The sequence below is a fragment of the Gelidimonas denitrificans genome, from assembly GCF_055694065.1.
In genome coordinates this window covers 1,195,932-1,220,154 of the sequence record NZ_CM146350.1, presented here as the reverse complement: position 1 = coordinate 1,220,154, position 24,223 = coordinate 1,195,932, and the positions used below count along the sequence as shown (strand labels likewise).

Sequence of the window (24,223 nt, the reverse complement as noted above, 5' to 3'; positions counted from 1 at the left end):
TTATTTTGGGTTGTATTCAATGGAGTTAGCCAGTTGCATAACTGATTTTGCAGGCACTTCACCGACGATAGTAAGCCAAAAATCACCTTGCCGCTTACCTAGAATGCTCATTGCACCCTGCTGACGCACACCCTCCGTGCGGCTTTGCGTACTAGGTTCGATAAATACTGAGATCGCTGCAAGGCCATCGGAAAACACTATTTGTTCAATCTCACGCCTGACAACAACTGGCTTGTTAGCATGTTCGACAGCAGAAGCAGAATTGTCCGAAACCAGGCGTTTCATTTCACGAATTTTCTTGAATCCGGGCGGCACCCATTTAACTTCCCAGCCATGAATACTGACGAGTTTCATGGCTGCACTCTCTAAGCGCCAGCCTGAAACATTTCCAAAACCAGATTTAACGCGGTTGCGATCAATTTTACCGATTTCAATCTGGGTAAAAAAGATTTGCTCGATTACTGCATTATCCTTATCCAGCGTTTGTGCGCGCAATAACAAGCCGGTGGTTTTCTCAACACATAGCCTGTAGCCATAACGCAAATCGTCTTTCGGCTCCAGCAGAATGGACTGACAAAAAAATCCCGCCACACGGCCATCACCACTCTTCCTGAAATGGTAATAAATAGCAACGTCATCCAAGCTAGCAGAAAATATTGCAGGGAAGACATCTTGAGTCACACGCTTTTCAATTAAAAGCGTTTTTTCTTCCGGGATGTAAGAGGTTACTTCTTCGTTACGACGTATGTATTCACGCAAATTACCATCGAGTATCTCAAGTTTTTCAAGCTCGTTTTCCCCTTCCAGCAAATGCGTAATGCGTGATGTACGCATTTGATTGGCCTGCTGATACACGAACGTGCCGGAATAATTATATTTTTGCGCAGCCACCCTCATCTTTTTGAACATTGTCTGCTCAGGAAGATTTCCGGAAGAATTACTATTGCCTGCTCGCGCAGAAAATGCATAAAAAATAAAAAAAAGAACGACAAGCCTCATCCCAACCAATGCTATGCGCATAAATTAATTATTTTGTATTTCTGTTGTAAAAGACGCAGGTTTTGCATACTGTGCATTACTGTAGCCAGAACGAGAAAAGCGTTGATGCGCAAAAAGATATTCATCCATATTGGAGTCGTGCAACATCACATTGGAAGAGCTCGTATCAGTCGCATACATAACGCTGTCTTTGGTGGTAACTCCCGCCTTAAGTTTGATATTACCTTTTTCAACCGCTGCCATCACAGGCGAACTAGATGACGCAAAACGAGGAACATCAGTGCCCCAGCCATTGAATGCAACCATGAGTGGGGGTGCAGCGAAAAACGCAACTGCTGCCGCCGCCGCAACTGCAAGCCCGGGTCTGAAAAAATGTTTCCCAATCCTCTTTGATGCAGGTCCGTTTTGTTCAACGGACAAGTACTCAAAATCAGAAGACAGCCTTTTAGACTGATTACTCGTTTGGGCAGGCGCAAATACAATCGGTTCTGCATCCAGTAAAGCTGCCATCCGCTGCTGTGCCCGAGGCCGCATCTCATATGCCAGATCTTCCGAACGCAATACATCACCAATACGATGGTAAACATCCCAAGCTTCGCGCTGTTCTGGAACGCGAAGAGCAGATAACACAGCAGCGAACTCCTGATCTGCCAACTCAGAATCGGCAAAAGCCGAAATGTGTTCTTGGGTCATTTTTTTCATGTTCATAAATTACCTTGCCGCAGCTTGGTTATCCCCTTAAGCTCAAGTGGTTGATCCTGTTTTACCAGCGCTTGTCATATGCTGTATCCAACAGTGGTCTTAATTTTTCTGCTATCGCTTCTCTGGCACGAAATATCCTGCTGCGCACCGTACCGATCGGACACTCCATCACATCCGCAATTTCGTCATAACTTAAACCCTCAATTTCACGTAAACTAATCGCTGTACGCAACTCTTCAGGAAGGGATTCCATTGCCAGATTCACTGTCTGGGCAATTTGCTTAGTAGCGAGCATAGATTCCGGTGTATTGATATCCCTTAGGTGCTCTCCATCGTCAAAAGTTTCCGCTTCTTCTACGTCTGCGTCGGTCGAGGTTGGTGCGCGCCGTCCTTGCGTGACTAAGTAATTTTTTGCCGTGTTGATGCCAATCCGATACAACCACGTATAAAAGGCTGAGTCTCCGCGAAATTGTGGCAATGCACGATAAGCCTTAATAAAAGCTTCCTGCACTACATCTTCTGCTTCTGCCTGATCACGGACGAGTCGAGACACAAGCCGCATCAATTTCCGCTGATACTTGGAAAACAATAGCTCGAACGCTTTTTTGTCGCCATGCTGAACACGCTCGACAAGTCGTTTATCAATGTCGCGTTCTGTTGTCAATCCTTATTCCCTTGTATTTCGCAACATGCACGCGGCTTAAAACTATTGACTGCATGCAATGCATTAAGTTCAACTCTTGAGATTGAAAGCCTCATCAAATTTCATTATTATCTCGTTTTACCCGTGCAGCGATCCATCGTAAAGCTACCGACAATGACCTGAATGACTGAAGTGAAACACTATCTGGCAATATAGGTAAAACAGTAAGGTGCCCACTATCTGAACGCAGGCGCAACAATAACAATTTTGGCCATAAAGTCGAATCTTCCAACAAATTGACAATAAACTTACCAGAGCTGTCGTTATCCAATACGCCCCATCCATTATTGGCCGATGTGCCCAACTCTAATAATCGTATCTGCCCGGCAGGAGATATGGTGATCAAATAATATCTTTGTGCAAAGAAAAAAAAGAAACTCCAACATGGACTTGCCACAAAAAAATAGGCCAGCACGACGAATAGACGCTCCCACGATGACAAAATGCTCAAATAATTACACCCTATCAGACCTGCGATCAAAATGATGCATAGCCAAGCCGCGGTCACCATGACCAGCAACAATCGGGATGGACGCACAACGGTAGTGACCGCTATGGACATAATTGAAAGAAAAAAGGAGCCGCCCTTCGCGAGGACGGGCTGTATTAATTAGATTTTTCCGAAAATGAGTGTACCGTTGGTACCACCAAAGCCAAAGTTGTTTTTGACTGCATATTGAATAGGGATATCTCGTGCTGTGTTAGCACAATAATCCAGGTCACACTCAGCATCCTGATTGAAAATATTAATAGTCGGCGGTGATACTTGGTTATACAAGGCCAACACTGTAAAGACAGATTCCAACCCACCAGCACCGCCCAGTAAGTGACCGGTCATTGACTTTGTCGAATTAACGATCAAGTTCTTGGCATGCTGACCAAATGCAGCCTTGACCGCATCAGTTTCATTCTTGTCACCAATTGGCGTTGATGTGCCATGCGCATTAAGGTATTGCACTTCATCGACATTAATGCCTGCGTTTTTTAATGCATTCACCATGCTGCGACGCGGACCATCCATATTTGGCGCGGTAATGTGGTAGGCATCGCTACTCATGCCAAACCCGACGAGTTCAGCATATATCCTGGCACCTCGCGCTTTTGCATGCTTATACTCTTCCAGAACCATCACACCGGCCCCTTCCCCAAGTACAAATCCGTCACGATCGGCATCCCAAGGTCGAGATGCGGTCTGAGGATCTTCATTACGCGAGGAAAGTGCACGGGCAGAAGCGAACCCCCCCAGACCGAGCGGCGACAAGGTGGATTCTGAGCCACCGGCAATCATCACATCGGCGTCGCCATATTCAATCATGCGCCCAGCTGTACCAATACTGTGCAAACCAGTAGTACACGCACTAACAATGGCAAGGTTAGGACCTTTTAGCCCATACTTGATCGACAGGTGACCGGAAGTCATGTTAATGATGGATGCGGGCACAAAAAACGGTGAAATCCGACGCGGTCCGCGCGCGACATATTCTGTGTGCGTCTGCTCAATCATTGGCAAACCACCGATGCCAGATCCTATTATGACGCCAATGCGCTCGGCATTAGCTTCTGTTACAACCAGACCACTATCTTGCATTGCCTGAATTCCGGCTGCCACACCAAAATGGATAAAAGCATCCATGTGACGTGCTTCCTTAGCAGGAATATATTCCTCAATATTGAAGCCCTTCACCTCTCCTGCAAAATGCGTCGAAAAAGATGTAGCATCAAACTTGGTAATGGTCGCAATACCGGATTTGCCTGAGATCGCTGCGCTCCACGTATCGGCAACCGTGTTGCCAATAGGTGAAACGCAACCGAGACCAGTTACGACGACACGGCGTTCACGTGAGCGGCTCAAACAGTTCTCCAGAAGTCAATCAAAGTAATTTAAGCAGCCTTAACGTGTGCTTTGGCATAATCAATCGCCTGTTGCACAGTAGTTATTTTCTCGGCTTGCTCATCCGGAATTTCCATTTCAAATTCATCTTCCAATGCCATGACGAGCTCAACTGTGTCGAGTGAATCCGCACCTAAATCATCAACAAACGATGATTCGATTTTGATGTCAGCTTCGGCGACACCCAGTTGCTCTGCAACGATTTTTTTTACGCGTTGTTCAATATCAGACATGTATTGCCTCCAGTGTATTGGTTACGGAAAGTGCGCGCATTTTATCAGGTTTGCGACGCAAAAAATAAATTTCAGTTTCTTCGTTCAAATTTAGCTTAAAAACTAATAACATCCATCAGTGATACATCATCCCATGTACATCCCGCCATTAACGTGCAAGGTCGTGCCGGTGATATAACTTGCCTGAGGTGAGGCTAGGAATACTGCAGCAGCAGCGATATCCTCAGGTATGCCAAAACGATTTAATGGTATCTGACTTAATAATGCCGCTATTTGCTGATCGTTCAATGATTTTGTCATATCCGTATCGATAAAGCCGGGGGCAATACAATTGACAGTGATATTGCGACTGCCAATTTCCCGCGCCAGCGCTCTACTCATCCCTGCCACTCCGGCTTTTGCCGCCGCATAGTTCATTTGCCCTGGATTGCCTGTCGATCCCACCACCGAAGTGATATTGATGATGCGCCCACTTTTCGCTTTCATCATGCCACGCAGCACAGCGCGGGAAAGACGTGCCACTGCTGTCAAATTAGTCGCAATGACAGCATCCCACTCTTCTTCTTTCATACGCAAAGCAAGCTGATCTTGCGTAATGCCGGCATTGTTAACTAGAATCGACAACCCATCGTAATTTTTCTGAATATGATCAACCAGCGCGCTGCATCCCGCCACGTCGTTCACCTCAAGTACCACACCCTTACCCAGACCACCACCAAATGTAGCTAGGTAATCGGTAATTACAGCGGCTCCAGCTTCGGAAGTTGCGGTACCGATGACTATCGCTCCTTGCTTGGCAAATTCGAGTGCAATTGCGCGGCCAATGCCACGGGAAGCACCGGTAACTAGTGCCACTTGATTATTTAAATTGCGCACCGTCACTTCATTAGCTCCAAAATTTTATCCAGAGATGCCTGATCAAAAAGTGCTTCCACCGCCAAATCAGCATTGATACGCTTTGTCAGCCCGATCAATACCTTGCCCGGTCCGCATTCTACGACATGGGTAACACTTTCTGCTGCAACTTTTTGCATCGTTTCTACCCACCTGACCGGGTTAGCAGCCTGTCGCACCAAAGCATCCTTGATTCTCAATGGATCGTTTTCGATTGCAACATCGACGTTATTGATCACAGGAATCCGTGGTGCAAAAAAAGTCAGGTCCGCCATAAAATCACGCAAACGGTCTGATGCTGGCTTTAATAAAGAGCAATGGAATGGAGCAGATACGGAAAGTAGCAATGCACGCTTCGCACCACTTGCCTTGGCCGCTTCACAGGCGCGCTCAACGGCATTTTTGTGCCCTGCAATTACCACTTGTGCCGGCGCATTAAAATTAACCGCCTCCACAACCTCGCCTTGCGCGGACGCCGCACATATTTCAAGCACTGCATCGTCCGACAAACCGAGGATCGCTGCCATGCCGCCTTTGCCGACGGGCACAGCTTCTTGCATTGCCTGCGCACGAAAACGCACTAAACGCACAGCATCATAAAACGGTATGACGCCAGAAGCGACTAAGGCAGAATATTCACCAAGACTGTGGCCTGCAACAAGTGATGGTATCGCACCACCGACGGCAATCCATGCCCGATAAAACGCTACGGCAGTAGCCAACATTATCGGCTGTGTGTTCGTTGTTAGATCCAGTTCTTCTTTCGGACCTTCCCCGATCAACTTGGCAAGATCACACTGCAATGCCTCTGATGCTTCAGCAATAGTTTGCCGCACGACTACGTTATCTGTGAAGCCATTTAACATCCCAATGCTTTGAGAGCCCTGACCCGGGAATACGAATGCAAATTTTTTCATGCTAGTTATTGATAATCGATTAATTACATCCGTGCGAGCACCGCACCCCAAGTGAAACCACCACCAACGCCTTCCATCATCACAGTTTGCCCAGCCTTGATGCGTCCATCGCGCATACCGACATCCAGTGCCAATGGAATGGATGCTGCAGATGTATTGCCATGCTGATCAACTGTGACAATCATTTTTTCCATAGGCAAACCGAGCTTCTTGGCTGTGCCCTGCATAATTCGGATATTCGCTTGGTGTGGAACCATCCAATCTACTTGCGATGCATTTAGTCCAGCTTTATCGAGCACTTCATGCGCGACTTTATCTAGTAATTTTACCGCCAACTTATACACTGCCTGGCCGTCCATATATAGAAAAGCACTACCTTCCAGGACCCCACCACCGACATTGCCAGAGACATATAGAATCTCGTTATACCTTCCATCCGCATGTAATTTACTGGCCAGAATCCCTGGCTCTTCAGAAGATGACAGAATAGCGGCACCGGCGCCATCGCCAAACAATACGCAGGTTCCACGATCGTCAAAATTGAGGATGCGGGAAAACACCTCTGCGCCAATTACGAGTATGTTCTTGTGTGCACCAGATTTGATGAAACTATCAGCAATAGAAACGGCATAGATAAATCCGCTGCATACCGCCTGTACATCCACAGCGGCACAATCATTGGTAATACCAAGCTTGCGCTGCACTACGGTCGCGGTGCTGGGAAAACCGCCAAGGTAGTCTGGCGTTGATGTGGCAAGAATGATCAGGTCAATGTCATTTGCAACCAGTCCAGCCATCTGAAGTGCATTTTTTGCAGCTTCAACAGCCAGATCGCTGGATTGTGTACCTGGATCAGCATAGTGACGGGCAGAAATACCACTGCGCGAAACAATCCATTCATCCGAAGTTTCGATCCCCTTTTCAGCCATTCGTTTGGCGAGATCCTGATTCGTTACACGATTTTTAGGCAGGAAACTACCTGTTCCAATGATTTTACTGTATGGATTCATGCCGTTTTATGCTCATTATTACTTAGTTAATTGCGTTGATTTGATTGCATCTGGACCTGGCAAGATTTCGCTTACTGTAGTCGGCATCAAGTCTTCGATCGCCCTGGAAATACGGGACAAAACATCATACTTTGCTGCGTCAAAAGCTCGTCTGATTGCGCATTCAAACGCATAGGTGTCTGCACCGCCATGACTCTTGAATACCAAGCCGCGTAATCCCAACAAACTGGCACCATTGTAGCGGGACGGATTCATCCGAGCGGAAAAAGATTTAATTGCTTTCTGCGCCAGTAATGCACCCAACATACTCAAAAAATTGCTCTTGAATTCTGCTGTCAATCCTGATTTTACCAAGCGGCCCATGCCTTCAGCCGCTTTCAATGTAACATTGCCAACAAAACCGTCGCAAACGACAATATCTGTAGTGCCTTCAAAAATATCATTGCCCTCTACATTGCCATAGAAGTTAAGTAGACCCTTGGCACTGTCAGCACGCAGTAATTCACCCGCCTGCTTGACGACGTCATTGCCCTTAATTGCTTCTTCACCGACATTCAGCAAGCCGATTGTCGGTCTGGGCTTACCTTCAATCGCCGATACCAGCGCCGAGCCCATGATAGCAAACTGATGCAAATGCTGCGGCTTGCAATCCACATTCGCGCCAAGGTCGAGCATGTAGGTTGGGCCGTTTTTCTGATTAGGAAGAATGCCGCAGATGGCCGGACGTTCAATACCCGCTATCGTTTTGAGCACATACCGCGATACCGCCATGAGCGCACCCGTATTACCAGCCGATACGCAGGCTTGCACCCGTCCGTCCTTCACCAGACCAATTGCTACGCGCATGGAGGAATCCTTCTTACGGCGCAAGGCAATTTCTACGGGATCGTCCATCGTGACAACTTCGGATGCATGCACTATGGACAGACGCGTATGTCCTACCGCTTTATGTTTTTTCAATTCCGCGAGAATCACGTCTTCCAGTCCAACCAGCACCAACTCGGCATCGGGTTGACGATTGAGAAATGCAATGGCGGCTTGTACAGTAACAGACGGACCATGATCGCCGCCCATGCAGTCAATAGAAATTTTAATTGTCATTATTTTGATTCAGTGCCTTATGCAAGCCACGCATTATGGGGCAGAATCGGCGCGATTCAAAATCACGGAAGCATTAATTTTAGGCGCAAAAAAACGGCGCCAAGTCAAAACTCGTCACGCCGTTCTTAATCCGGAACTGCGATTAATCGTCGTTCTTTGTCTTTAGCACTTTACGACCACGATAAAAGCCATTTGGGCTGATGTGGTGACGCAAGTGCGTTTCGCCAGTAGTTGGTTCAATGCCCAATTGTGGTGTAACCAGGAAAGAATGCGCACGATGCATGCCGCGCTTCGACGGGGATTTTTTATTTTGCTGAACAGCCATGATAACTCCTAATACTCAAGATCAAAAATAGTAACACATCCAGTTTACAAGCCCACAGGCAAACTGGAACACTTGCTTAAAATCAGTTCCCAGCCTAACTCAACCGCTTCAAAACATCAAATGGCGAGCTTTTTTTTGCCCCATTCAAAGCCTTCAGCGCTGCTGGATCCGGACATACTTCATGCTTGGGTGAAAGAGGTATCGCCAACAACACCTCGTCTTCAATCAGCTCAACAACATCCAGCTCTTTTGTTCCAACGATAACGTCTATTGCATCGTCGTCCAGCATTGTTTCAATTTCATCCGCATGCACATCATCTTTTGCAAGAGTCAGGCTTGATTCGGATGCGATATCAAATGTACATGGAGTCAAACAGCGCTGACACAGCAGTGACACAGATCCGGATACGGACAACGTCAGTTGCTCAAACCCTAAAGCGCCGGTTCCGCCATCAATCGACCAGGACAGAACTGCTGATTTATCAATACATTCGCCTGAAAGCCGTGAAGAATCTGCGACAGCTATCTCACCTTGACGGCGTTCTTTAAGCCGACAAAATTCGAAGGCGTCGATTACAAAAGCATTCATAGGCAAAGCCGAACCCGGAAAACCTGCGATAATAACAGGCTTTTCAAGCATTCGTCAAAGTGTTAGCGCACTTTATCGAAGTATATTTATATTCGTTAGCTAACCAGGTCATTCACATTGATTCTCAAATTACCGCCCCGACTAATTCTTGCATCAAGCTCACGTTACAGGCATGAATTATTGAGCCGATTGCAATTGCCGTTCGAGGTATTGATTCCTGATATCGACGAAACCCCGCTTGCCAGCGAAACACCGACAATGACCGCGCTGCGTCTGGCCCGCGCAAAAGCACAAGCAATCGCAACGTTAGCACCGGGCGCGCTGGTGATAGGCTCGGATCAGGTCGCCACACTCGACGATCTCCAGATCGGTAAGCCGGGAAATTATGAAAACGCATTGCTTCAATTGCAAAAAATGCGCGGCCGCCGCGTGATTTTTCATACCGCCTTATGTCTTTGGGATAGCCGCCAGAACACGCTTGTAAATCAGGTACAAGTCGAGAATGTCCAAACTTTCGTCACTTTCCGCGACTTGCCAGACAATGAATTGAGTGCTTACTTACATATTGAGCAGCCTTACGACTGTGCTGGCAGTGCTAAAAACGAAGGGCTGGGGATTACGATCATTGAAAAAATCGAGAGCACCGATCCCACTGCCCTGACCGGCTTGCCGCTCATTGCGCTGACTACGATGCTACGCCGCGCCGGCGTGCCATTTTACACTTCCATATAAATACAGTAATGGGTATAGTGTTTTATTGCCACTTTACCGCACATTAATTATGGCTATAAAAATATACTCATTATATTATCGATAAAACTATGGCTGGCATTCTATATCTAATCCCCAACACGCTCGGCCAGACCGATGGCGAGGCAGGCGACTTGTTGTCGCGCATCATCCCACAACAAGTCCAGGCCATTAGCGCTGGTCTCGATTATTTTGTGGCGGAAAATGCCAAATCGACGCGCGCTTTCCTGAAATTGCTTGCTGCCACACATCCACTGGCAAAACCTTTGCAGGAAATTAGCATTGCCGAGTTGAATGTCAATACTCCAGCTGCAGCCCTGCCGGCATTACTGGCGCCGATTTTGGCCGGCCAGGATGCGGGCTTGATTTCTGAAGCAGGGGTGCCGGCGGTGGCCGACCCAGGCGCCAATTTGGTGCGTTTGGCGCATCAACACGGCATTCAGGTGCGCCCGTTGGTCGGGCCGTCATCGCTGCTGCTAGCTGTCATGGCGAGCGGCCTGAACGGCCAGAGTTTTGCTTTTAACGGATATTTACCGACCGATGCCGGATTGCGTATAAAGCGCATCAAGGCGCTCGAAGAGCGCTCGCGCCAGGAGAAGCAAACCCAACTTTTCATTGAAACGCCGTACCGCAACGGTGCGATGCTCGAAGCACTGGCCGGCGCTTGCCTGCCAGATACCCTGATTTGCATCGCCACAGACCTGACTTTGCCGACCGAATCGATTCGTACGCAAACAGCTGGCAAGTGGCGCCGGGAACTCGGTGCCGGCGAAATGCCTGCTTTCCACAAAAAACCGACGGTATTTTTGCTATTGACGCAATAACGCTCTGTAGGCGGTCGCGGCCGGCAAATAGCCGATAACAGCTTTGAGCGCGATTTTCATATCAGTTAAACCCGACGCGTACCGGTAAACTTCGCTAACGTCGCGCCCGATTCCAGTGTAAATTCGGCATTGGCGTCGGTTCCTAACGCACTCACCAAGTAGGGCATCAGTTCCTTGAGCATGGGCTCCAGCGTCCACGGCGGATTGATCACGAACATACCGCTGCTGTGCAGGCCGAAACCATCAGGCGACGGCGCACAAACGGAAAGCGTGACATTAAGCCAGCCGCTGGCGGGCAGTTGTTTCAGCTTTTCAGGCAACTGGCGCGACTCCATCCGGTTAAGCACCGGATACCAGACCGCGTAAGTGCCGGTAGCAAAACGGGTCAATGCATCTGTCAACGTGTCTTTAACGCGGCGATAGTCGCTTTTATCCTCGTAGGGCGGGTCGATCAGTACCAAGCCGCGCCGCGACGGTGGCGGCAATAACGCCCGCAAACCGGCAAAACCGTCGGCGCGCTGAATCATCACGCGCGTGCCGCGTCCCGTCTGCCGTATCCCCTGCTCTGCCGCGTGCGCTGCGAGCTTGCGGAAGTTATCGGCCAGAATCTTGCTATCGCTCGGATGCAGCTCGAACAGGCGCAGACGATCTTGCTCGCGCATGGTTTTATCTGCCACATAAGGCGAGCCGGGGTAATAGCGCATCTTGCCGCTAGGATTGAGCTGCTTGATGAGCTTGACATATTCGGCCAGCGGCGCAGGCATATCCTTGCGCTCCCACAGACGGCTTATGCCGCTTTCGAATTCGGCATTCTTGGTCGCGTAACTGCTATCGAGCGCATACAGCCCGGCACCGGCGTGGGTGTCGATATACATGTAAGGCGTGTCTTTCTGGCCGAGGTACTGCAGTAACTGCATGGTCACGACATGCTTTAAGACATCGGCGTGGTTACCTGCATGGAAGGCGTGGCGGTAGCTCAACATAAAAAAGGGTTCAATCGTGGTAAGTGAGTATATTTAGTAAGAAACGGCGTAGCGACGGCCAATAAAATTTTTGACGCTTGATCAAAAACCGCACCTTTCAAGTCGACAGAAAAACGCGGTGCGCGCCGCCGCAACAATGCCGCCATTCTAACAAGTCTGCACTGCGGACATGCCATCAACAGAATTACCAACCCGGCCAGCGCTCGGCAGCAGGCAAGATAAGCAGGCGGAAAAATATAAATAGGGAGTATGCCAAGAATCATGGGATTTACCGCATATATTAAATGCGTGAAAAAAATATTCTCCACTCCAGTATTAAGAGGACGCAAGCATTTCAAGCACTTAATAGAACGCGATGATGTTGCAATAAAAAAACCGCCAGAGTTGCCCCCGGCGGTTTTTTTATTGCAACATCATCGCAGCATTAGCAGCGCCGAAGAAATTTTCCCGACGCAGCATCAGCGCAATGTGCGCGATTTATGCAACTTTCTTGTCATCGAAGAATTGTGCATCTTCAGTTGAGCCACGCAGTGCAGTGGTGGACGACTGGCCTTGCTGAATTACCTGGGTTACTGCATCGAAGTAACCAGTACCGACTTCACGCTGATGCTTGACTGCGGTGAAGCCTTTTTCGGCTGCTGCGAATTCCAATTCTTGCAACTCAACGAAAGCCGACATCTGGTTGCGGGCATAGCCGTGCGCCAGGTTGAACATGCCGTAGTTCAGTGCGTGGAAACCAGCCAAGGTGATGAACTGGAACTTGTAGCCCATGCGGCCGAGTTCTTTCTGGAAATTGGCGATGGTGGCATCGTCCAGGTTCTTTTTCCAGTTGAACGACGGTGAGCAGTTATAGGACAACAGCTTGCCTGGGAACTTGGCGTGAATCGCGTCAGCGAATGCCTTGGCGTATTCCAGGTCAGGTTTGCCGGTTTCACACCAGATCATGTCGGCGTATTCAGCGTAAGCCAAACCGCGCGAGATTGCCTGTTCTAGACCTGGTCTGGTCTTGTAGAAGCCTTCAACCGTGCGCTCCCCCGTCAGGAATGGCTTGTCATTGTCATCCACATCGGAGGTGATCAAATCGGCTGCTTCTGCATCGGTACGAGCCAACAATACAGTTGGTGTGCCCATAACGTCGGCTGCCAGACGCGCAGCATTCAGTTTTTCAACCGCTTCACGAGTAGGAACCAGAACCTTGCCGCCCATGTGACCGCATTTTTTGACCGAAGCCAACTGATCTTCAAAGTGAACGCCGGAAGCGCCCGCTTCGATCATCGATTTCATCAATTCGAATGCGTTCAACACGCCGCCGAAACCGGCTTCTGCATCGGCCACGATCGGCGCGAAGAAATCGGTGTCGCCTTTGCCTTCGGACCATTGAATCTGATCAGCGCGGGTCAGACAGTTGTTGATGCGCTTGACCACCAGCGGTACCGAGTTGGCTGGGTACAGCGATTGATCGGGATACATTTCACCAGCAACGTTGGCGTCGCCTGCAACTTGCCAGCCGGACAGGTAGACCGCTTTCAGGCCTGCCTTGACCTGTTGCATTGCCTGGTTGCCAGTCAATGCGCCGAGTGCGTTGACGAACGGCTCGTTGTTGACCAGGTCCCACAGCTTGATGGCACCGTTTTTCGCCAAAGTGTGCTCAACCTTGATGGAGCCACGCAGACGGATCACGTCTTCCGCTTTGTAGTTACGCTTGATACCTTTCCAGCGCGGGTTGGTGTCCCAATCTTTTTGCAGTTCTGCTACTTGCTGTTCACGTGTCGACATTGCATTCTCCTGATGGCAAAAAAGTAGATAAATTAAATAAAGTCAAAGTTGATGTAAATAATATTAGGCTTTTTTTTGCAAAGCAACAAGGTCTTATATAAGACATATATCTAAAATTTTATTTATATTTATCAATACCTTATAAACTAATTATCGCGATGTGGAATATCATTTCTCAAAATGAAAGATAACTTCGTTATTGGAGCGAATCAGTTTCCACGATATGAAAAAATGATTCCACTTCATGAAAAATATCTAGTTGGCCATTTAAAAATAAGGTATGAAAGATTTATTTTCAGGTGCAGTTGTATTGCGTCGCAACAATTGATTCGACTTACAATAGAGGCAAGCTTGGTTTTCCCTAGTCAAACATCCATGTATTATCCGAGTACTTATATTTTTCTCGCAACCAGAGACCCATTATGAAAGTTACGCAAATTCATCCTGTAATACGAGATATTGCCGATTGCGGTAAGTGCGCAGTGCGTAAAAACTCATTATTTTCTGATTTTACCGATGAAGATTTTCGTCTGATTCAAGCGCCCATCGAAGATTTCCGGTTTACTCCCGGAGCGGTAATATATAAGCAGGGTGATAAAGTAAATGGTCTGTATACGATTCGTAGCGGCATGGTTAAGTTGAATCGCCTGAATGCCGATGGCACCCAGCGCATCCTGCGCATCCTGCGCACCGGCGACATCGTTGGCTTGGAAGCCAGTCTCAGCCAACATTACGAGAACGACGCAATTGCCATCAATACAGTAACTGCCTGTCGTGTTCCGAGCGATGCCATTGCACGTCTGGATCGCGAGTCGCCCCGCTTGCACCGCAATTTGATGAGGAAATGGCACGAGACCGTGATCGAGGCCGACCAATGGTTTGGCGAGCTCACCAACGGTCTGGCGCGCGTACGAATGGCCCGCCTGCTATTGAAGATGCGTGACTCGGATGATTCCGATGTGTCATCGCTGTTTTCGCTGGAAGACATAGGCTCGGTGCTGGGCATGACCATCGAAACAGCCAGCCGTATTATCAACACTCTGCTGCGGGAGGGGAAAATCAGGCGCATCAATGGTGGCGACCGTCACTACCAGATCGATATTGCGGCACTGGAGAAGGAGTCGCAATCCAGCGCTTTGTAAGCGGCAAATCACCCATAGCGACCGCCGCTTCCAATATCCTTGCTTAGAGAACGCCAATCCCCGATTCCTTTTTACCCTGCCGCGCGTCAGTTGTTTGCCGCTGAAAACTGGCTATGAAAAGGCTGGTGGCACGGTACTGTGTTGAGCGAGGTCAACTATTCGGCATACCCAAGCAAGGACGTCGCATGAGTGCCTCCAAAGGACACTAAAAAATTCACGCTCGTGGCAGACTGAGATTGTTTTAAAGGAAAATATATTTTGTTGTAGCGCGAAATGGTTTTACGGCATCCATCCCAAAACCAACAGTAGAAACGATTGTCAGGATAGGCCGAATCAGCGAATATATAGTTATTATATTGAAATTTTTAAAGGAGATCAGCCATGCAAACCGTCGCACAGATTCTCAACTCAAAGCACAATCAGACGGTCTGGAACATCACGCCCGCAGCATTGGTGTTGGATGCTATCAAGTTACTCGCAGAGAAAGGTATTGGAGCGCTGTTGGTAATGGAGGGAGAACGGGTCGTCGGCATTGTTACCGAACGTGACTACGCCCGGAAAGTGCATATCCTGGGGCGCTCGTCGGACAATACCCCGGTCAGCGACATCATGACTTCCCCTGTCATGTATGTAAGCCCTGACCAAACCAATGAGCAATGCATGGCATTGATGACTGAAAATCGATTGCGACACTTACCCGTCATGGACAATGGCAAGTTGGTTGGCCTTATTTCTATCGGCGACCTGGTGAAAGACATAATTTCCGAACAGCAATTCATTATTCAGCAGCTTGAACACTACATCATGGGCGAGCGGGGTTAAGGGATTGACATATGGTCGTGAAACGACTTGGAAGCGATAACCGTTTCCACCAAAGCGATTGCATGAATGGTCAGTTGTTTAGGCCCAGTAACTTGCCGAGGTAATCAACGTTCCAACCGACTTTCAGTCGCTTGTTGGCGATGCGGCGATGCGGTGATACCGAGTTTTGTGGTGATGTCGCTTTTGAGCAGGTTGAGCGCAATACGGCGCAGAATGGCGAAGTTTTGTGCGCCTTGCCAATCCGGCTTCGTCCAGGCCGGATTGGTTGTTCTTCACACCCAATACGTAGTCCGCACCGCTTTGCACAATTTTGTGCAGCAATGTCGTGCTGGTATCACGTCGATGGCGATCGATGCTCCCTTTGATGCCAGTGCATGCAGCAATTCCGGTATGGCGGTGATCTCGTTGCTCTTGTCGGCAGTTTTGATCTGCTCAAGCATCAAACCACTCGTGCTGCTCTAGGTCTATACAGATGAATGCGCTCTGCTTGCCACCATGCTAGCCGCGTACACATTTGCCATCGATAGCCATGTGCTGGCCCGCCAGTGACGGGCACAGCCCACTGATGAATGCGCAAATGGCGGCCAGCAACAATTCTTCGAATGCTTCGAGCAGTGATATCGGTGCGTTTGCCATCTCGACGTCCAAGTATCGAGAGTAAACGCCTTTCCGGACCAGCTTACAAGCACTACTTTCGATTCTTGGTCATGGTACTGGCACCCGCTTCATGCAATCGCCTTGGTGTTCATGCGTCCTGACTTGACGCATCGTCTGGCAGGAAATGGCGCGCTTGGTTTGACCGGGGTGACGGTGCCGCTATCCTCGGCTGATCGTCGAGTTTGAACACGCTGATCACGTGCGTCAGGCTAGTGGCCTGATCCTGCAGGCTCTCGGCTGCTGCGGCCGCCTGTTCCACCAAAGCCGCATTCTGTTGCGTTACTTGATCCATTTGAGCGATGGCCTGATTCACTTGCTCGATCTCGCTACTCTGCTCCCGGCCCGCAGCCGTGATCTCGCTCATGATGTCGGTTACCCGTTTGATGCTTGTCACCACATCGTCCATCGTGGTGCCGGCCTGCCCCACCAATTTACTGCCAGCCTCGACTTGGTCGACCGAGTCGCCAATCAGAATCTTGATCTCCTTGGCGGCCGACGCGCTGCGCTGGGCGAGGTTGCGCACTTCGGTGGCGACTACGGCAAAGCCGCGTCCCTGCTCTCCCGCACGTGCCGCTTCCACGGCGGCATTCAACGCCAAAATATTGGTCTGGAATGCAATGCCATCGATCACGCTGATGATATCTACAATTTTATTCGCGGATGCATTGATCGATCCCATCGTTTCAATGACTTGCGCCACAACGGCTCCGCCCTTTTGCGCCACCTCGGATGCAGATCCTGCCAACAAGTTCGCTTGATGCACGTTTTCAGCGCTCTGTTTTACGGTCGAGGTCAGTTCTTCCATCGATGAGGCCGTTTCTTCCAGCGAACTGGCTTGCTCTTCGGTGCGGGAAGACAGATCAAGGTTACCCATCGCGATTTCCTGAGCTGCCACCTTGACCGACTCACCGGCGATGCGAATTTCCACCAGCATAGAAGCGATTTTACCGATGAAGCGATTGAAGGCGCTGCCGATCTGCGCCAATTCATCTGAACCGCGATCATCCAGGCGTCGGGTCAGGTCGCCATGACCGGAAGCGATATCCTCCATTGCATCGCGCGCCATTTGCATCCGCTTCAGTGCCTTTGCGACTATCACGGTCAATAGCAACGCAGCCAGTGCAATGACCAGCAACGCGGTAATGGCGGACGTGGTCAGCATTGCGGCCAGCGCTTGCGTCGCTTCAGTTCGATCGAGAACGACAGCGAGCAACCAATCGGTGCCTTCAACGCGGGTCACATGCAGCATGCCATCACGACCATTAAGATGCACCGCATCGTTTTGCCGGGAACGGTCAATCTCTGTCAGCCTCTGAGGAGTCAAATCTGGGCTCAGGTCCGACACAGGCTTCATCGTCAGCTGTTTATTCGGATGGGCAATGATCATGCCATTTTCGTCCAGCAGGAAGGCAAAACTGTTCGGTGTCGGCTTGATCGCGATCACCGTCTTCACCACGTTATCCAGAAGAACGTCGGCTGCGACCACGCCCTGAAGATTGCCTTGTGAACTGGCAGGCTCGGCGAAAGTGACCACCAGCTTGCCGGTGGCGGCATCGACATAGGGTGTCGTCAGGATTGGTCCGCCAGTCTGCGCGGCCCTCGTGTACCACGGCCGAACCGTAGGGTCGTAGTCGGCAGGAATGCCTTCCGGCCGAGAGAAAACAGCGTGTTTATCAGCGAAGCCGATATAGGCATTGTCAAACGTGCCGGCCTTATCCGCCGCCGTCAAAAACGGCAATGGATCTGGCGCACCGATGTTTAGTTTGATCGACTCCACGACCGTGCGCTTTGAACGCACCCACTCGGCAATGCCGCTTGCATGACTCTGCGACAGCTGCTGCATCTGCCCATTCAATGACGTCAGCGTATGACGCCTGGCGGTGTTGTAATTGACCGTCACGACGATCAGCATGGCGAGAACAACGACAGAAACACAGATGGCGATGAGCCGTGTGCGCAGTGATGAAAACATAGTGAAAACCTTTGTAAGATACCCGGATGTTGGTGAACTTTTAGGATTGTTTCTGAAATTTCATGAAGATCATCCTGAAATTTCCGGATCAATTTAAAACTAAGAACGTTTAAAAAAATTTGCGGAAGTTCATTGCTTGTCTGTAGAAAAACGAAGTAATTCCATTAGCGCAGGATGGCGTCGGCGATGATGCTCAAAGCCAATTTTAAATGTTCTGCGGCATTTCTGTTTGTTTTATAGATATTGCCGAGAGTAGATGTTGAACAATTTTTTCCTAGCTGCAATCGGGGAAATTATGGTCCGGCACTTTAAGATTTTCTCGCTTTTAGCACGCGGATTCAGACACGAAGTGCAACCGGAATCCATACAACATCGCAAAAAAATTTCTCTAACGAATACAGTTTTTCCATTCTATTTATAGATCCGTCAATATAGATCCGTCAATTTTCAAAAATGCTCTTGGAACTTTTCTTCTATTTATTTTTCCATCGCGTTTCTCCTTTTTCGCGAAAAGAAAATTCCGATTTTTGCAATGATTTATGTCAAATTAATTTTGATGAGATAGCCCTGACATTACGACGACTTCGAGTTGACATGCTTATGCACGACGAGGATACTTCGGTCGATCCAATTGGATTTCCTATCAGTGAAAAATGAAGCCAGCGGCAATCACGCAGACTTCAAGACAACAAAAGGTCGGCACCGGTCACCACCATGCGCCGAGCCGAATATAACGACAAAACGCGCGACACGATCACGCGAGGAGACACGAATGCGGCAGAACGAACCCCTTCGTCTGCATGTGCCGGAGCCTACTGGGCGCCCGGGTCATGCGACTGATTTTTCTTATTTGCGGCTATCGCCTGCGGGCGAGGTGCGAAGACCTCCGGTTGAAGCGTCGCCAATTGATACCCTCGATCTTGCCTATTCGCTGGTGCGGGTGATCGACGACGAAGGTCACGCCGTCGGGCCGTGGGTACCGGAAATCGAACTGGAAACAGTGCGTACCGGGCTGCGCGCCATGATGAAAACGCGCATCTTCGATGCCCGCATGCTGATCGCACAGCGCCAGAAAAAAATGTCTTTTTACATGCAGAGCCTGGGCGAAGAAGCCATCGGGACGGCACAAGCGCTGGCGCTCAACGTCGACGACATGTGCTTTCCTACCTATCGCCAGCAAAGCATCCTGATAGCACGCGACGTGCCTCTGGTGGATATGATTTGCCAGCTTATGTCGAACGAGCGCGATCCCCTCAAGGGACGGCAGTTGCCGGTGATGTATTCGGTGCGTGAGGCTGGCTTCTTCTCAATCTCTGGCAATTTGGCGACCCAGTACATTCAAGCAGTGGGCTGGGGAATGGCCTCTGCCATCAAGGGCGACACCAAGATTGCTTCGGCCTGGATTGGCGATGGCGCTACTGCCGAAGCCGATTTTGATACCGCTCTGACTTTTGCCCATGTATATCGGGCGCCGGTCATTCTCAATGTGGTCAACAACCAGTGGGCCATCTCAACATTCCAGGCTATCGCAGGCGGCGAGGACACTACTTTCGCGGCACGCGGTGTCGGCTGCGGCATCGCATCACTACGTGTGGATGGCAACGATTTCCTCGCCGTTTACGCGGCCTCGAAGTGGGCTGCCGAAAGGGCTAGACGCAACCTGGGTCCGACCATGATCGAATGGGTCACCTATCGCGCCGGTCCGCACTCGACCTCGGACGATCCGTCCAAGTACCGTCCGGCCGACGACTGGGCGCACTTCCCGCTCGGCGATCCGATTGCACGACTCAAACAGTATTTAATCGGTATTGGCGCGTGGTCAGAACAAGAGCATGCAGAAACCCAGAAGGAGTTGGAGTTGCAAGTTATTGCCGCGCAAAAAGAAGCCGAGCAATACGGCACGATGGCGAGCGGCAATGTTTTCAGCCCTGCCGAGATGTTTGACGATATCTATAAAGAGATGCCGGAACATTTGCGAGTACAACGCCAGCAGCTAGGAATTTGACCATGAGCGCAGATAAAAACATGAACGAAAAAAAGACGCCCATGACCATGATCCAGGCCTTGCGCTCGGCCATGGATGTGATGCTTGAACGCGATAACAATGTGGTCGTGTTCGGCCAGGATGTTGGCTATTTTGGTGGCGTATTTCGCTGCACCGAAGGCTTGCAGAAAAAATACGGCACATCACGGGTATTTGATACCCCAATTTCCGAGGGAGGAATCGTGGGTGCGGCCGTCGGCATGGGAGCGTATGGCTTGCGGCCAGTGCTCGAAATCCAGTTCGCCGATTACATCTATCCCGCCTACGACCAGATTGTTTCCGAAGCGGCAAGACTGCGGTTTCGCTCAGCCGGAGAGTTCACCGCGCCGATCACGATCCGAACCCCCTGCGGCGGCGGCATTTACGGTGGGCAAACCCACAGCCAAAGCCCGGAAGCAATGTTTGCGCATGTCTGCGGACTACGCACCGTAATGCCGTCCAATCCTTACGACGCCAAGGGCTTGCTGATCGCTTCGATAGAAAACGACGACCCGGTAATTTTTCTCGAACCAAAACGCCTGTACAACGGACCGTTTGATGGCCACCACGACCAACCGGTAGTACCGTGGTCCAAGCATCCGCTGGGCGAAGTGCCGGAAGGCTACTACACGATACCGCTGGAGACAGCGTCGGTGTTTCGTGCTGGAACTGCTCTGACAGTGCTTACTTACGGCACCATGGTTTTCGTGTCGGAGGCCGCAGCAAAAGAGAGCGGGATCGATGCTGAAATTATCGATTTACGCAGCCTGTGGCCACTGGATCTGCCGACTATTATTGCTTCGGTTAAAAAGACTGGCCGCTGCGTGATCGTGCACGAGGCGACGCGCACCGGCGGATTTGGTGCCGAATTGACGGCGCTGGTGCAAGAACATTGTTTCTATCAGCTTGAGGCGCCGATCGAGCGTGTGACCGGCTGGGACACGCCTTATCCGCATGCGCAGGAATGGGCTTATTTCCCCGGACCAGCGCGAGTAGCGGCGGCATTCAAACGTACGATGGAGGCATGACATGGGTATTCATGTAATCAAGATGCCGGATATCGGCGAAGGCATTGCAGAAGTCGAATTAGTAGTGTGGCGTGTGCAACCAGGTGACGCCGTGGCCGAGGATCAGGTACTGGCCGATGTAATGACCGACAAAGCCACCATCGAGATTCCGTCACCAGTGGTAGGCACCGTCCTGGCTCTGGGCGGGAAAGCCGGACAAGTGATAGCGGTAGGCGCTGAACTGATACGGATTGAAATCGAAGGCAAAGGCAACGTTGACGCCAGTGCCAGCAACGCGGCGGCCCCCATCGCGACGCCAGCCGAACCGAACGTGCCGAATGTGCCATCCACGGCTGCGACTGCATCCAAACCAATCACACCGCCTGTGGCTGTGGCTGCACCTGCACCCAAGAAAATCCCTGCGCTGAACAATACTGCGAACACGGCACCGGCATATGTTGCGTCAGCAGCGCGGCAAGCCGGCGAAAAACCTCTCGCGTCGCCCGCCTTGCGCCAACGCGCCTGGGATCTGGGTGTCGAACTGCAGTACGTGCAAGGCAGTGGTGCGGCAGGCCGCATCATGCAACAAGACCTTGATGCTTATGTCGCCCGCGGCGCAAATCCACAAGGCGCAACCAAGAATGAAATGCGCTACCAGGAGCGCAATGACGAAGAAGCGCTGCCGATCATCGGACTGCGCCGCAAGATAGCGCAGAAGATGCAGGAGGCCAAACGGCGCATTCCGCACTTTACCTATGTCGAAGAAATCGACGTAACCGAGCTCGAAGCGTTGCGCACCCGTCTGAACAATCAATGGGGCGCTGAGCGTGGACGACTTACCTTGCTTCCGCTGCTGATGCGCGCGGTGGTACTCGGGGTACGCGAGTTTCCGCAAATCAATGCACGTTTCGACGACGATGCCGGCATCGTTACGCGCTACAGTGCGGTCCACATCGGCATTGCCGCCCAAACCGACGCTGGCCTAGTGGTGCCGGTGTTGCGGCATGCGGAGGCGCGTGACCTGTGGTCGTGCGCAGCGGAAATGGCACGCCTGGCCGAAGCTGCGCGCAGCGGCAAGGCGACGCGCGAAGAGCTTTCTGGTTCCACCATCACAATTACCAGCCTGGGTGCATTGGGCGGCATCGTCTCCACGCCGGTCATCAATCATCCCGAGGTGGCCATCGTCGGCGTCAACAAGATGGTCGAACGGCCGATGATGCGTGGCGGTCTGGTGGTGGCGCGAAAAATGATGAATTTATCGTCGTCATTCGATCACCGGGTAGTCGATGGCATGCACGCAGCCGAGTTCATACAAACGCTGCGCGGCTATCTGGAATGTCCGGCAACCCTGTTCGTGGAGTAAATATTGAACACACAATCAACAACATTGCTGGTAATCGGCGGCGGTCCTGGCGGTTACATCGCCGCAATTCGTGCTGCACAACTGGGTATTGCCACTACGCTAATCGAAGGCGAGCAACTTGGCGGAACCTGTCTGAACATCGGTTGCATCCCGTCCAAGGCATTGATTCACGCCGCCGACGAGTTCGAAAAGGCGTGCCATTATGCTGCCGACTCGGCGCTGGGCATCCATGTACAGTCACCGCGCATCGAACTGGCGCAAACAGTGCGCTGGAAGGATGGCATCGTCACCAAACTGACCTCTGGCGTGGCGGCGCTGCTCAAGAAAAACGGAGTGCAGGTAATTAAAGGGTGGGCGCGCATCATCGACGGCAAGACGGTCGAGGTGCAACAGAACGGCGAAGGCGCAGAAAGTGCGGGGGCTGTGGCAGGATCTACGCCGCTGCGTATAGGTTGCCAGCACTTGTTACTGGCAACCGGTTCGCAGTCGGTGGCGCTGCCAAACATGCCGTTCGGCGGCCCCGTAATCAGTTCTACCGAAGCCTTGTCGCCATCATCGCTGCCCCGGCGTCTGGTGGTTGTCGGCGCCGGATATATTGGGCTGGAACTGGGTATCGCCTATCGCAAGCTGGGTGCAGAGGTAAGCGTGGTCGAAGCGATCGACCGCGTGCTACCTGCCTACGACGAAGATCTGACCAAGCCGGTGGCTGCCGCGCTGCAACGGCTGGGAGTGAAATTGCATCTGGGCTGTACGGTGCAGGGATTGAACGCGAGCGGCGAGGCGGTACGTGTGCGCAACACGCAGGGCGAAGAATCTGAACTGCCGGCCGACCAAGTGCTAGTGGCGGTCGGCCGTCGCCCTCGCACGCAAGGCTGGGGCCTGGAAAATTTGATGCTCGACATGGCGGGTCACGCGGTGAAAATCGACGACCAATGCCGTACCTCGATGCGCGATGTCTGGGCGATTGGCGATCTGACGGGTGAGCCGATGCTGGCACACCGCGCCATGGCGCAGGGTGAAATGGTGGCCGAGATCATTGCCGGCAAACGCCGTCATTTCTTGCCGGCCGCAATGCCCGCCGTATGCTTCACCGATCCCGAAGTGGTGGTCGTCGGTCAGACGCCACAAAGCGCGCTGAAAGCGGGACTTGACTGCATCAATGCACTGTTTCCGTTCGCCGCCAACGGCCGCGCCATGACCATTGAGTCCACGGACGGTTTTGTGCGCGTGGTGGCACGCCGTGACAACCATCTGATTGTCGGCTGGCAGGCGGTGGGACGCAACGTATCCGAACTGAGCGCAGCGTTCTGTCATTCGATTGAGATGGGCGCACTGCTTGAGGACGTGGCGGGCACCATCCACGCCCATCCGACACTCGGCGAAGCGGTACAGGAAGCAGCGCTGCGCGCGCTCGGACATGCATTGCATGTCTAACGACCTCTCACCTGGCAAATTCCCGTCAGGATTGGAACATCCAAAATTTCAAGCCGTGGATTAATTCAGCTCTACGGCAAAAAATAAATCGGCTGCACCTGAAACC

Annotated in this window: 26 protein-coding genes; 9 read left to right on the top strand and 17 right to left on the bottom strand. The window is 51.1% G+C overall.

All coding sequences use genetic code 11. From position 1 onward, the window contains the following. From FKCLFG_RS05730 to FKCLFG_RS05675, 12 genes are all read right to left on the bottom strand, one after another. On the bottom strand, positions 1-1,020 hold the full coding sequence (locus tag FKCLFG_RS05730; RefSeq protein WP_472615266.1) for a MucB/RseB C-terminal domain-containing protein: 1,020 nt from the start codon (positions 1,018-1,020) through the stop codon (positions 1-3). 3 nt (positions 1,021-1,023) lie between these two features. Then, complete coding sequence (locus FKCLFG_RS05725) at positions 1,024-1,701, bottom strand: sigma-E factor negative regulatory protein (protein ID WP_472615265.1); 678 nt, start codon at positions 1,699-1,701, stop codon at positions 1,024-1,026. Between the two features lie 61 nt (positions 1,702-1,762). Then, on the bottom strand, positions 1,763-2,365 hold the full coding sequence (gene rpoE, locus FKCLFG_RS05720) for an RNA polymerase sigma factor RpoE (RefSeq protein ID WP_472615264.1): 603 nt from the start codon (positions 2,363-2,365) through the stop codon (positions 1,763-1,765). A gap of 94 nt (positions 2,366-2,459) precedes the next feature. After that, a complete protein-coding gene (locus tag FKCLFG_RS05715) occupies positions 2,460-2,966 on the bottom strand; it encodes a protein YgfX (RefSeq protein WP_472615263.1) in 507 nt (168 codons plus the stop codon). A gap of 48 nt (positions 2,967-3,014) precedes the next feature. Next, a complete protein-coding gene (gene fabF / locus FKCLFG_RS05710; RefSeq protein ID WP_472615262.1) occupies positions 3,015-4,256 on the bottom strand; it encodes a beta-ketoacyl-ACP synthase II in 1,242 nt (413 codons plus the stop codon). A gap of 29 nt (positions 4,257-4,285) precedes the next feature. Beyond that, a complete protein-coding gene (gene acpP, locus FKCLFG_RS05705; RefSeq protein WP_011871492.1) occupies positions 4,286-4,528 on the bottom strand; it encodes an acyl carrier protein in 243 nt (80 codons plus the stop codon). A gap of 126 nt (positions 4,529-4,654) precedes the next feature. Beyond that, positions 4,655-5,410 carry a 3-oxoacyl-ACP reductase FabG gene (gene fabG, locus FKCLFG_RS05700; protein ID WP_472615261.1) on the bottom strand — a complete coding sequence of 252 codons (756 nt, stop codon included), beginning with the start codon at positions 5,408-5,410 and terminating at the stop codon, positions 4,655-4,657. Continuing rightward, entirely contained in the window at positions 5,407-6,339 is a 933-nt protein-coding gene (gene fabD / locus FKCLFG_RS05695; RefSeq protein WP_472615260.1) for an ACP S-malonyltransferase, read from the bottom strand. Before fabD ends, fabG begins: the two co-directional genes overlap by 4 nt. 23 nt (positions 6,340-6,362) lie before the next feature. After that, complete coding sequence (locus FKCLFG_RS05690; RefSeq protein WP_472615259.1) at positions 6,363-7,349, bottom strand: beta-ketoacyl-ACP synthase III; 987 nt, start codon at positions 7,347-7,349, stop codon at positions 6,363-6,365. A gap of 18 nt (positions 7,350-7,367) precedes the next feature. Next, a complete protein-coding gene (gene plsX / locus FKCLFG_RS05685; protein ID WP_472615258.1) occupies positions 7,368-8,450 on the bottom strand; it encodes a phosphate acyltransferase PlsX in 1,083 nt (360 codons plus the stop codon). Between the two features lie 142 nt (positions 8,451-8,592). Continuing rightward, positions 8,593-8,775, bottom strand: a complete 183-nt coding sequence (gene rpmF / locus FKCLFG_RS05680; RefSeq protein WP_472615257.1) for a 50S ribosomal protein L32 — start codon at positions 8,773-8,775, stop codon at positions 8,593-8,595. Positions 8,776-8,869: 94 nt separating this feature from the next. Next, a complete protein-coding gene (locus FKCLFG_RS05675; protein WP_472615798.1) occupies positions 8,870-9,364 on the bottom strand; it encodes a YceD family protein in 495 nt (164 codons plus the stop codon). 117 nt (positions 9,365-9,481) lie between these two features. Between FKCLFG_RS05675 and FKCLFG_RS05670 the strand changes: the two genes are divergently transcribed. After that, the gene (locus FKCLFG_RS05670) at positions 9,482-10,096 is read left to right on the top strand and encodes a Maf-like protein (RefSeq protein ID WP_472615256.1); all 615 of its coding nucleotides are present in this window, start codon (positions 9,482-9,484) and stop codon (positions 10,094-10,096) included. A gap of 89 nt (positions 10,097-10,185) precedes the next feature. Beyond that, positions 10,186-10,938, top strand: coding sequence for an SAM-dependent methyltransferase (locus FKCLFG_RS05665; RefSeq protein ID WP_472615255.1), 753 nt, complete (start codon positions 10,186-10,188; stop codon positions 10,936-10,938). A 65-nt stretch (positions 10,939-11,003) separates the two neighbouring features. Here the strand turns inward: FKCLFG_RS05665 and FKCLFG_RS05660 are convergent, their stop codons facing one another. Further along, the gene (locus FKCLFG_RS05660; RefSeq protein WP_472615254.1) at positions 11,004-11,921 is read right to left on the bottom strand and encodes a 23S rRNA (adenine(2030)-N(6))-methyltransferase RlmJ; all 918 of its coding nucleotides are present in this window, start codon (positions 11,919-11,921) and stop codon (positions 11,004-11,006) included. 261 nt (positions 11,922-12,182) lie between these two features. Between FKCLFG_RS05660 and FKCLFG_RS05655 the strand changes: the two genes are divergently transcribed. Further along, entirely contained in the window at positions 12,183-12,443 is a 261-nt protein-coding gene (locus tag FKCLFG_RS05655) for a hypothetical protein (RefSeq protein WP_472615253.1), read from the top strand. Here FKCLFG_RS05655 and aceA read toward each other — a convergent pair. Continuing rightward, entirely contained in the window at positions 12,399-13,697 is a 1,299-nt protein-coding gene (aceA, locus tag FKCLFG_RS05650) for an isocitrate lyase (RefSeq protein ID WP_472615252.1), read from the bottom strand. The genes FKCLFG_RS05655 and aceA overlap by 45 nt on opposite strands. A 422-nt stretch (positions 13,698-14,119) precedes the next feature. On the opposite strand from aceA, the gene FKCLFG_RS05645 reads away from it, so the two are divergent. Both FKCLFG_RS05645 and FKCLFG_RS05640 read left to right on the top strand, forming a co-directional pair. Continuing rightward, the gene (locus FKCLFG_RS05645; RefSeq protein WP_472615251.1) at positions 14,120-14,839 is read left to right on the top strand and encodes a Crp/Fnr family transcriptional regulator; all 720 of its coding nucleotides are present in this window, start codon (positions 14,120-14,122) and stop codon (positions 14,837-14,839) included. A 381-nt stretch (positions 14,840-15,220) separates the two neighbouring features. Next, positions 15,221-15,661 carry a CBS domain-containing protein gene (locus FKCLFG_RS05640; protein WP_472615250.1) on the top strand — a complete coding sequence of 147 codons (441 nt, stop codon included), beginning with the start codon at positions 15,221-15,223 and terminating at the stop codon, positions 15,659-15,661. Positions 15,662-15,933: 272 nt separating this feature from the next. Here the strand turns inward: FKCLFG_RS05640 and FKCLFG_RS05635 are convergent, their stop codons facing one another. From FKCLFG_RS05635 to FKCLFG_RS05625, 3 genes are all read right to left on the bottom strand, one after another. Next, the gene (locus FKCLFG_RS05635; protein ID WP_472615249.1) at positions 15,934-16,101 is read right to left on the bottom strand and encodes a hypothetical protein; all 168 of its coding nucleotides are present in this window, start codon (positions 16,099-16,101) and stop codon (positions 15,934-15,936) included. A 58-nt stretch (positions 16,102-16,159) separates the two neighbouring features. Further along, complete coding sequence (locus FKCLFG_RS05630) at positions 16,160-16,297, bottom strand: hypothetical protein (RefSeq protein ID WP_472615248.1); 138 nt, start codon at positions 16,295-16,297, stop codon at positions 16,160-16,162. A gap of 109 nt (positions 16,298-16,406) precedes the next feature. Then, positions 16,407-18,290 carry a methyl-accepting chemotaxis protein gene (locus tag FKCLFG_RS05625; protein WP_472615247.1) on the bottom strand — a complete coding sequence of 628 codons (1,884 nt, stop codon included), beginning with the start codon at positions 18,288-18,290 and terminating at the stop codon, positions 16,407-16,409. 772 nt (positions 18,291-19,062) lie between these two features. Between FKCLFG_RS05625 and FKCLFG_RS05620 the strand changes: the two genes are divergently transcribed. Genes FKCLFG_RS05620 through lpdA form a run of 4 tightly spaced genes read left to right on the top strand, consistent with a single transcriptional unit; the run spans position 19,063 to position 24,117 of the window. Beyond that, positions 19,063-20,295: a thiamine pyrophosphate-dependent enzyme gene (locus FKCLFG_RS05620; protein WP_472615246.1), complete on the top strand. Its 1,233-nt coding sequence runs from the start codon at positions 19,063-19,065 to the stop codon at positions 20,293-20,295. A 2-nt stretch (positions 20,296-20,297) separates the two neighbouring features. After that, complete coding sequence (locus FKCLFG_RS05615) at positions 20,298-21,341, top strand: alpha-ketoacid dehydrogenase subunit beta (RefSeq protein ID WP_472615245.1); 1,044 nt, start codon at positions 20,298-20,300, stop codon at positions 21,339-21,341. A gap of 1 nt (position 21,342) precedes the next feature. Then, entirely contained in the window at positions 21,343-22,683 is a 1,341-nt protein-coding gene (locus tag FKCLFG_RS05610) for a dihydrolipoamide acetyltransferase family protein (protein WP_472615244.1), read from the top strand. Beyond that, positions 22,684-24,117 carry a dihydrolipoyl dehydrogenase gene (gene lpdA / locus FKCLFG_RS05605; protein WP_472615797.1) on the top strand — a complete coding sequence of 478 codons (1,434 nt, stop codon included), beginning with the start codon at positions 22,684-22,686 and terminating at the stop codon, positions 24,115-24,117. The last annotated feature ends 106 nt before the right edge of the window (positions 24,118-24,223 follow it).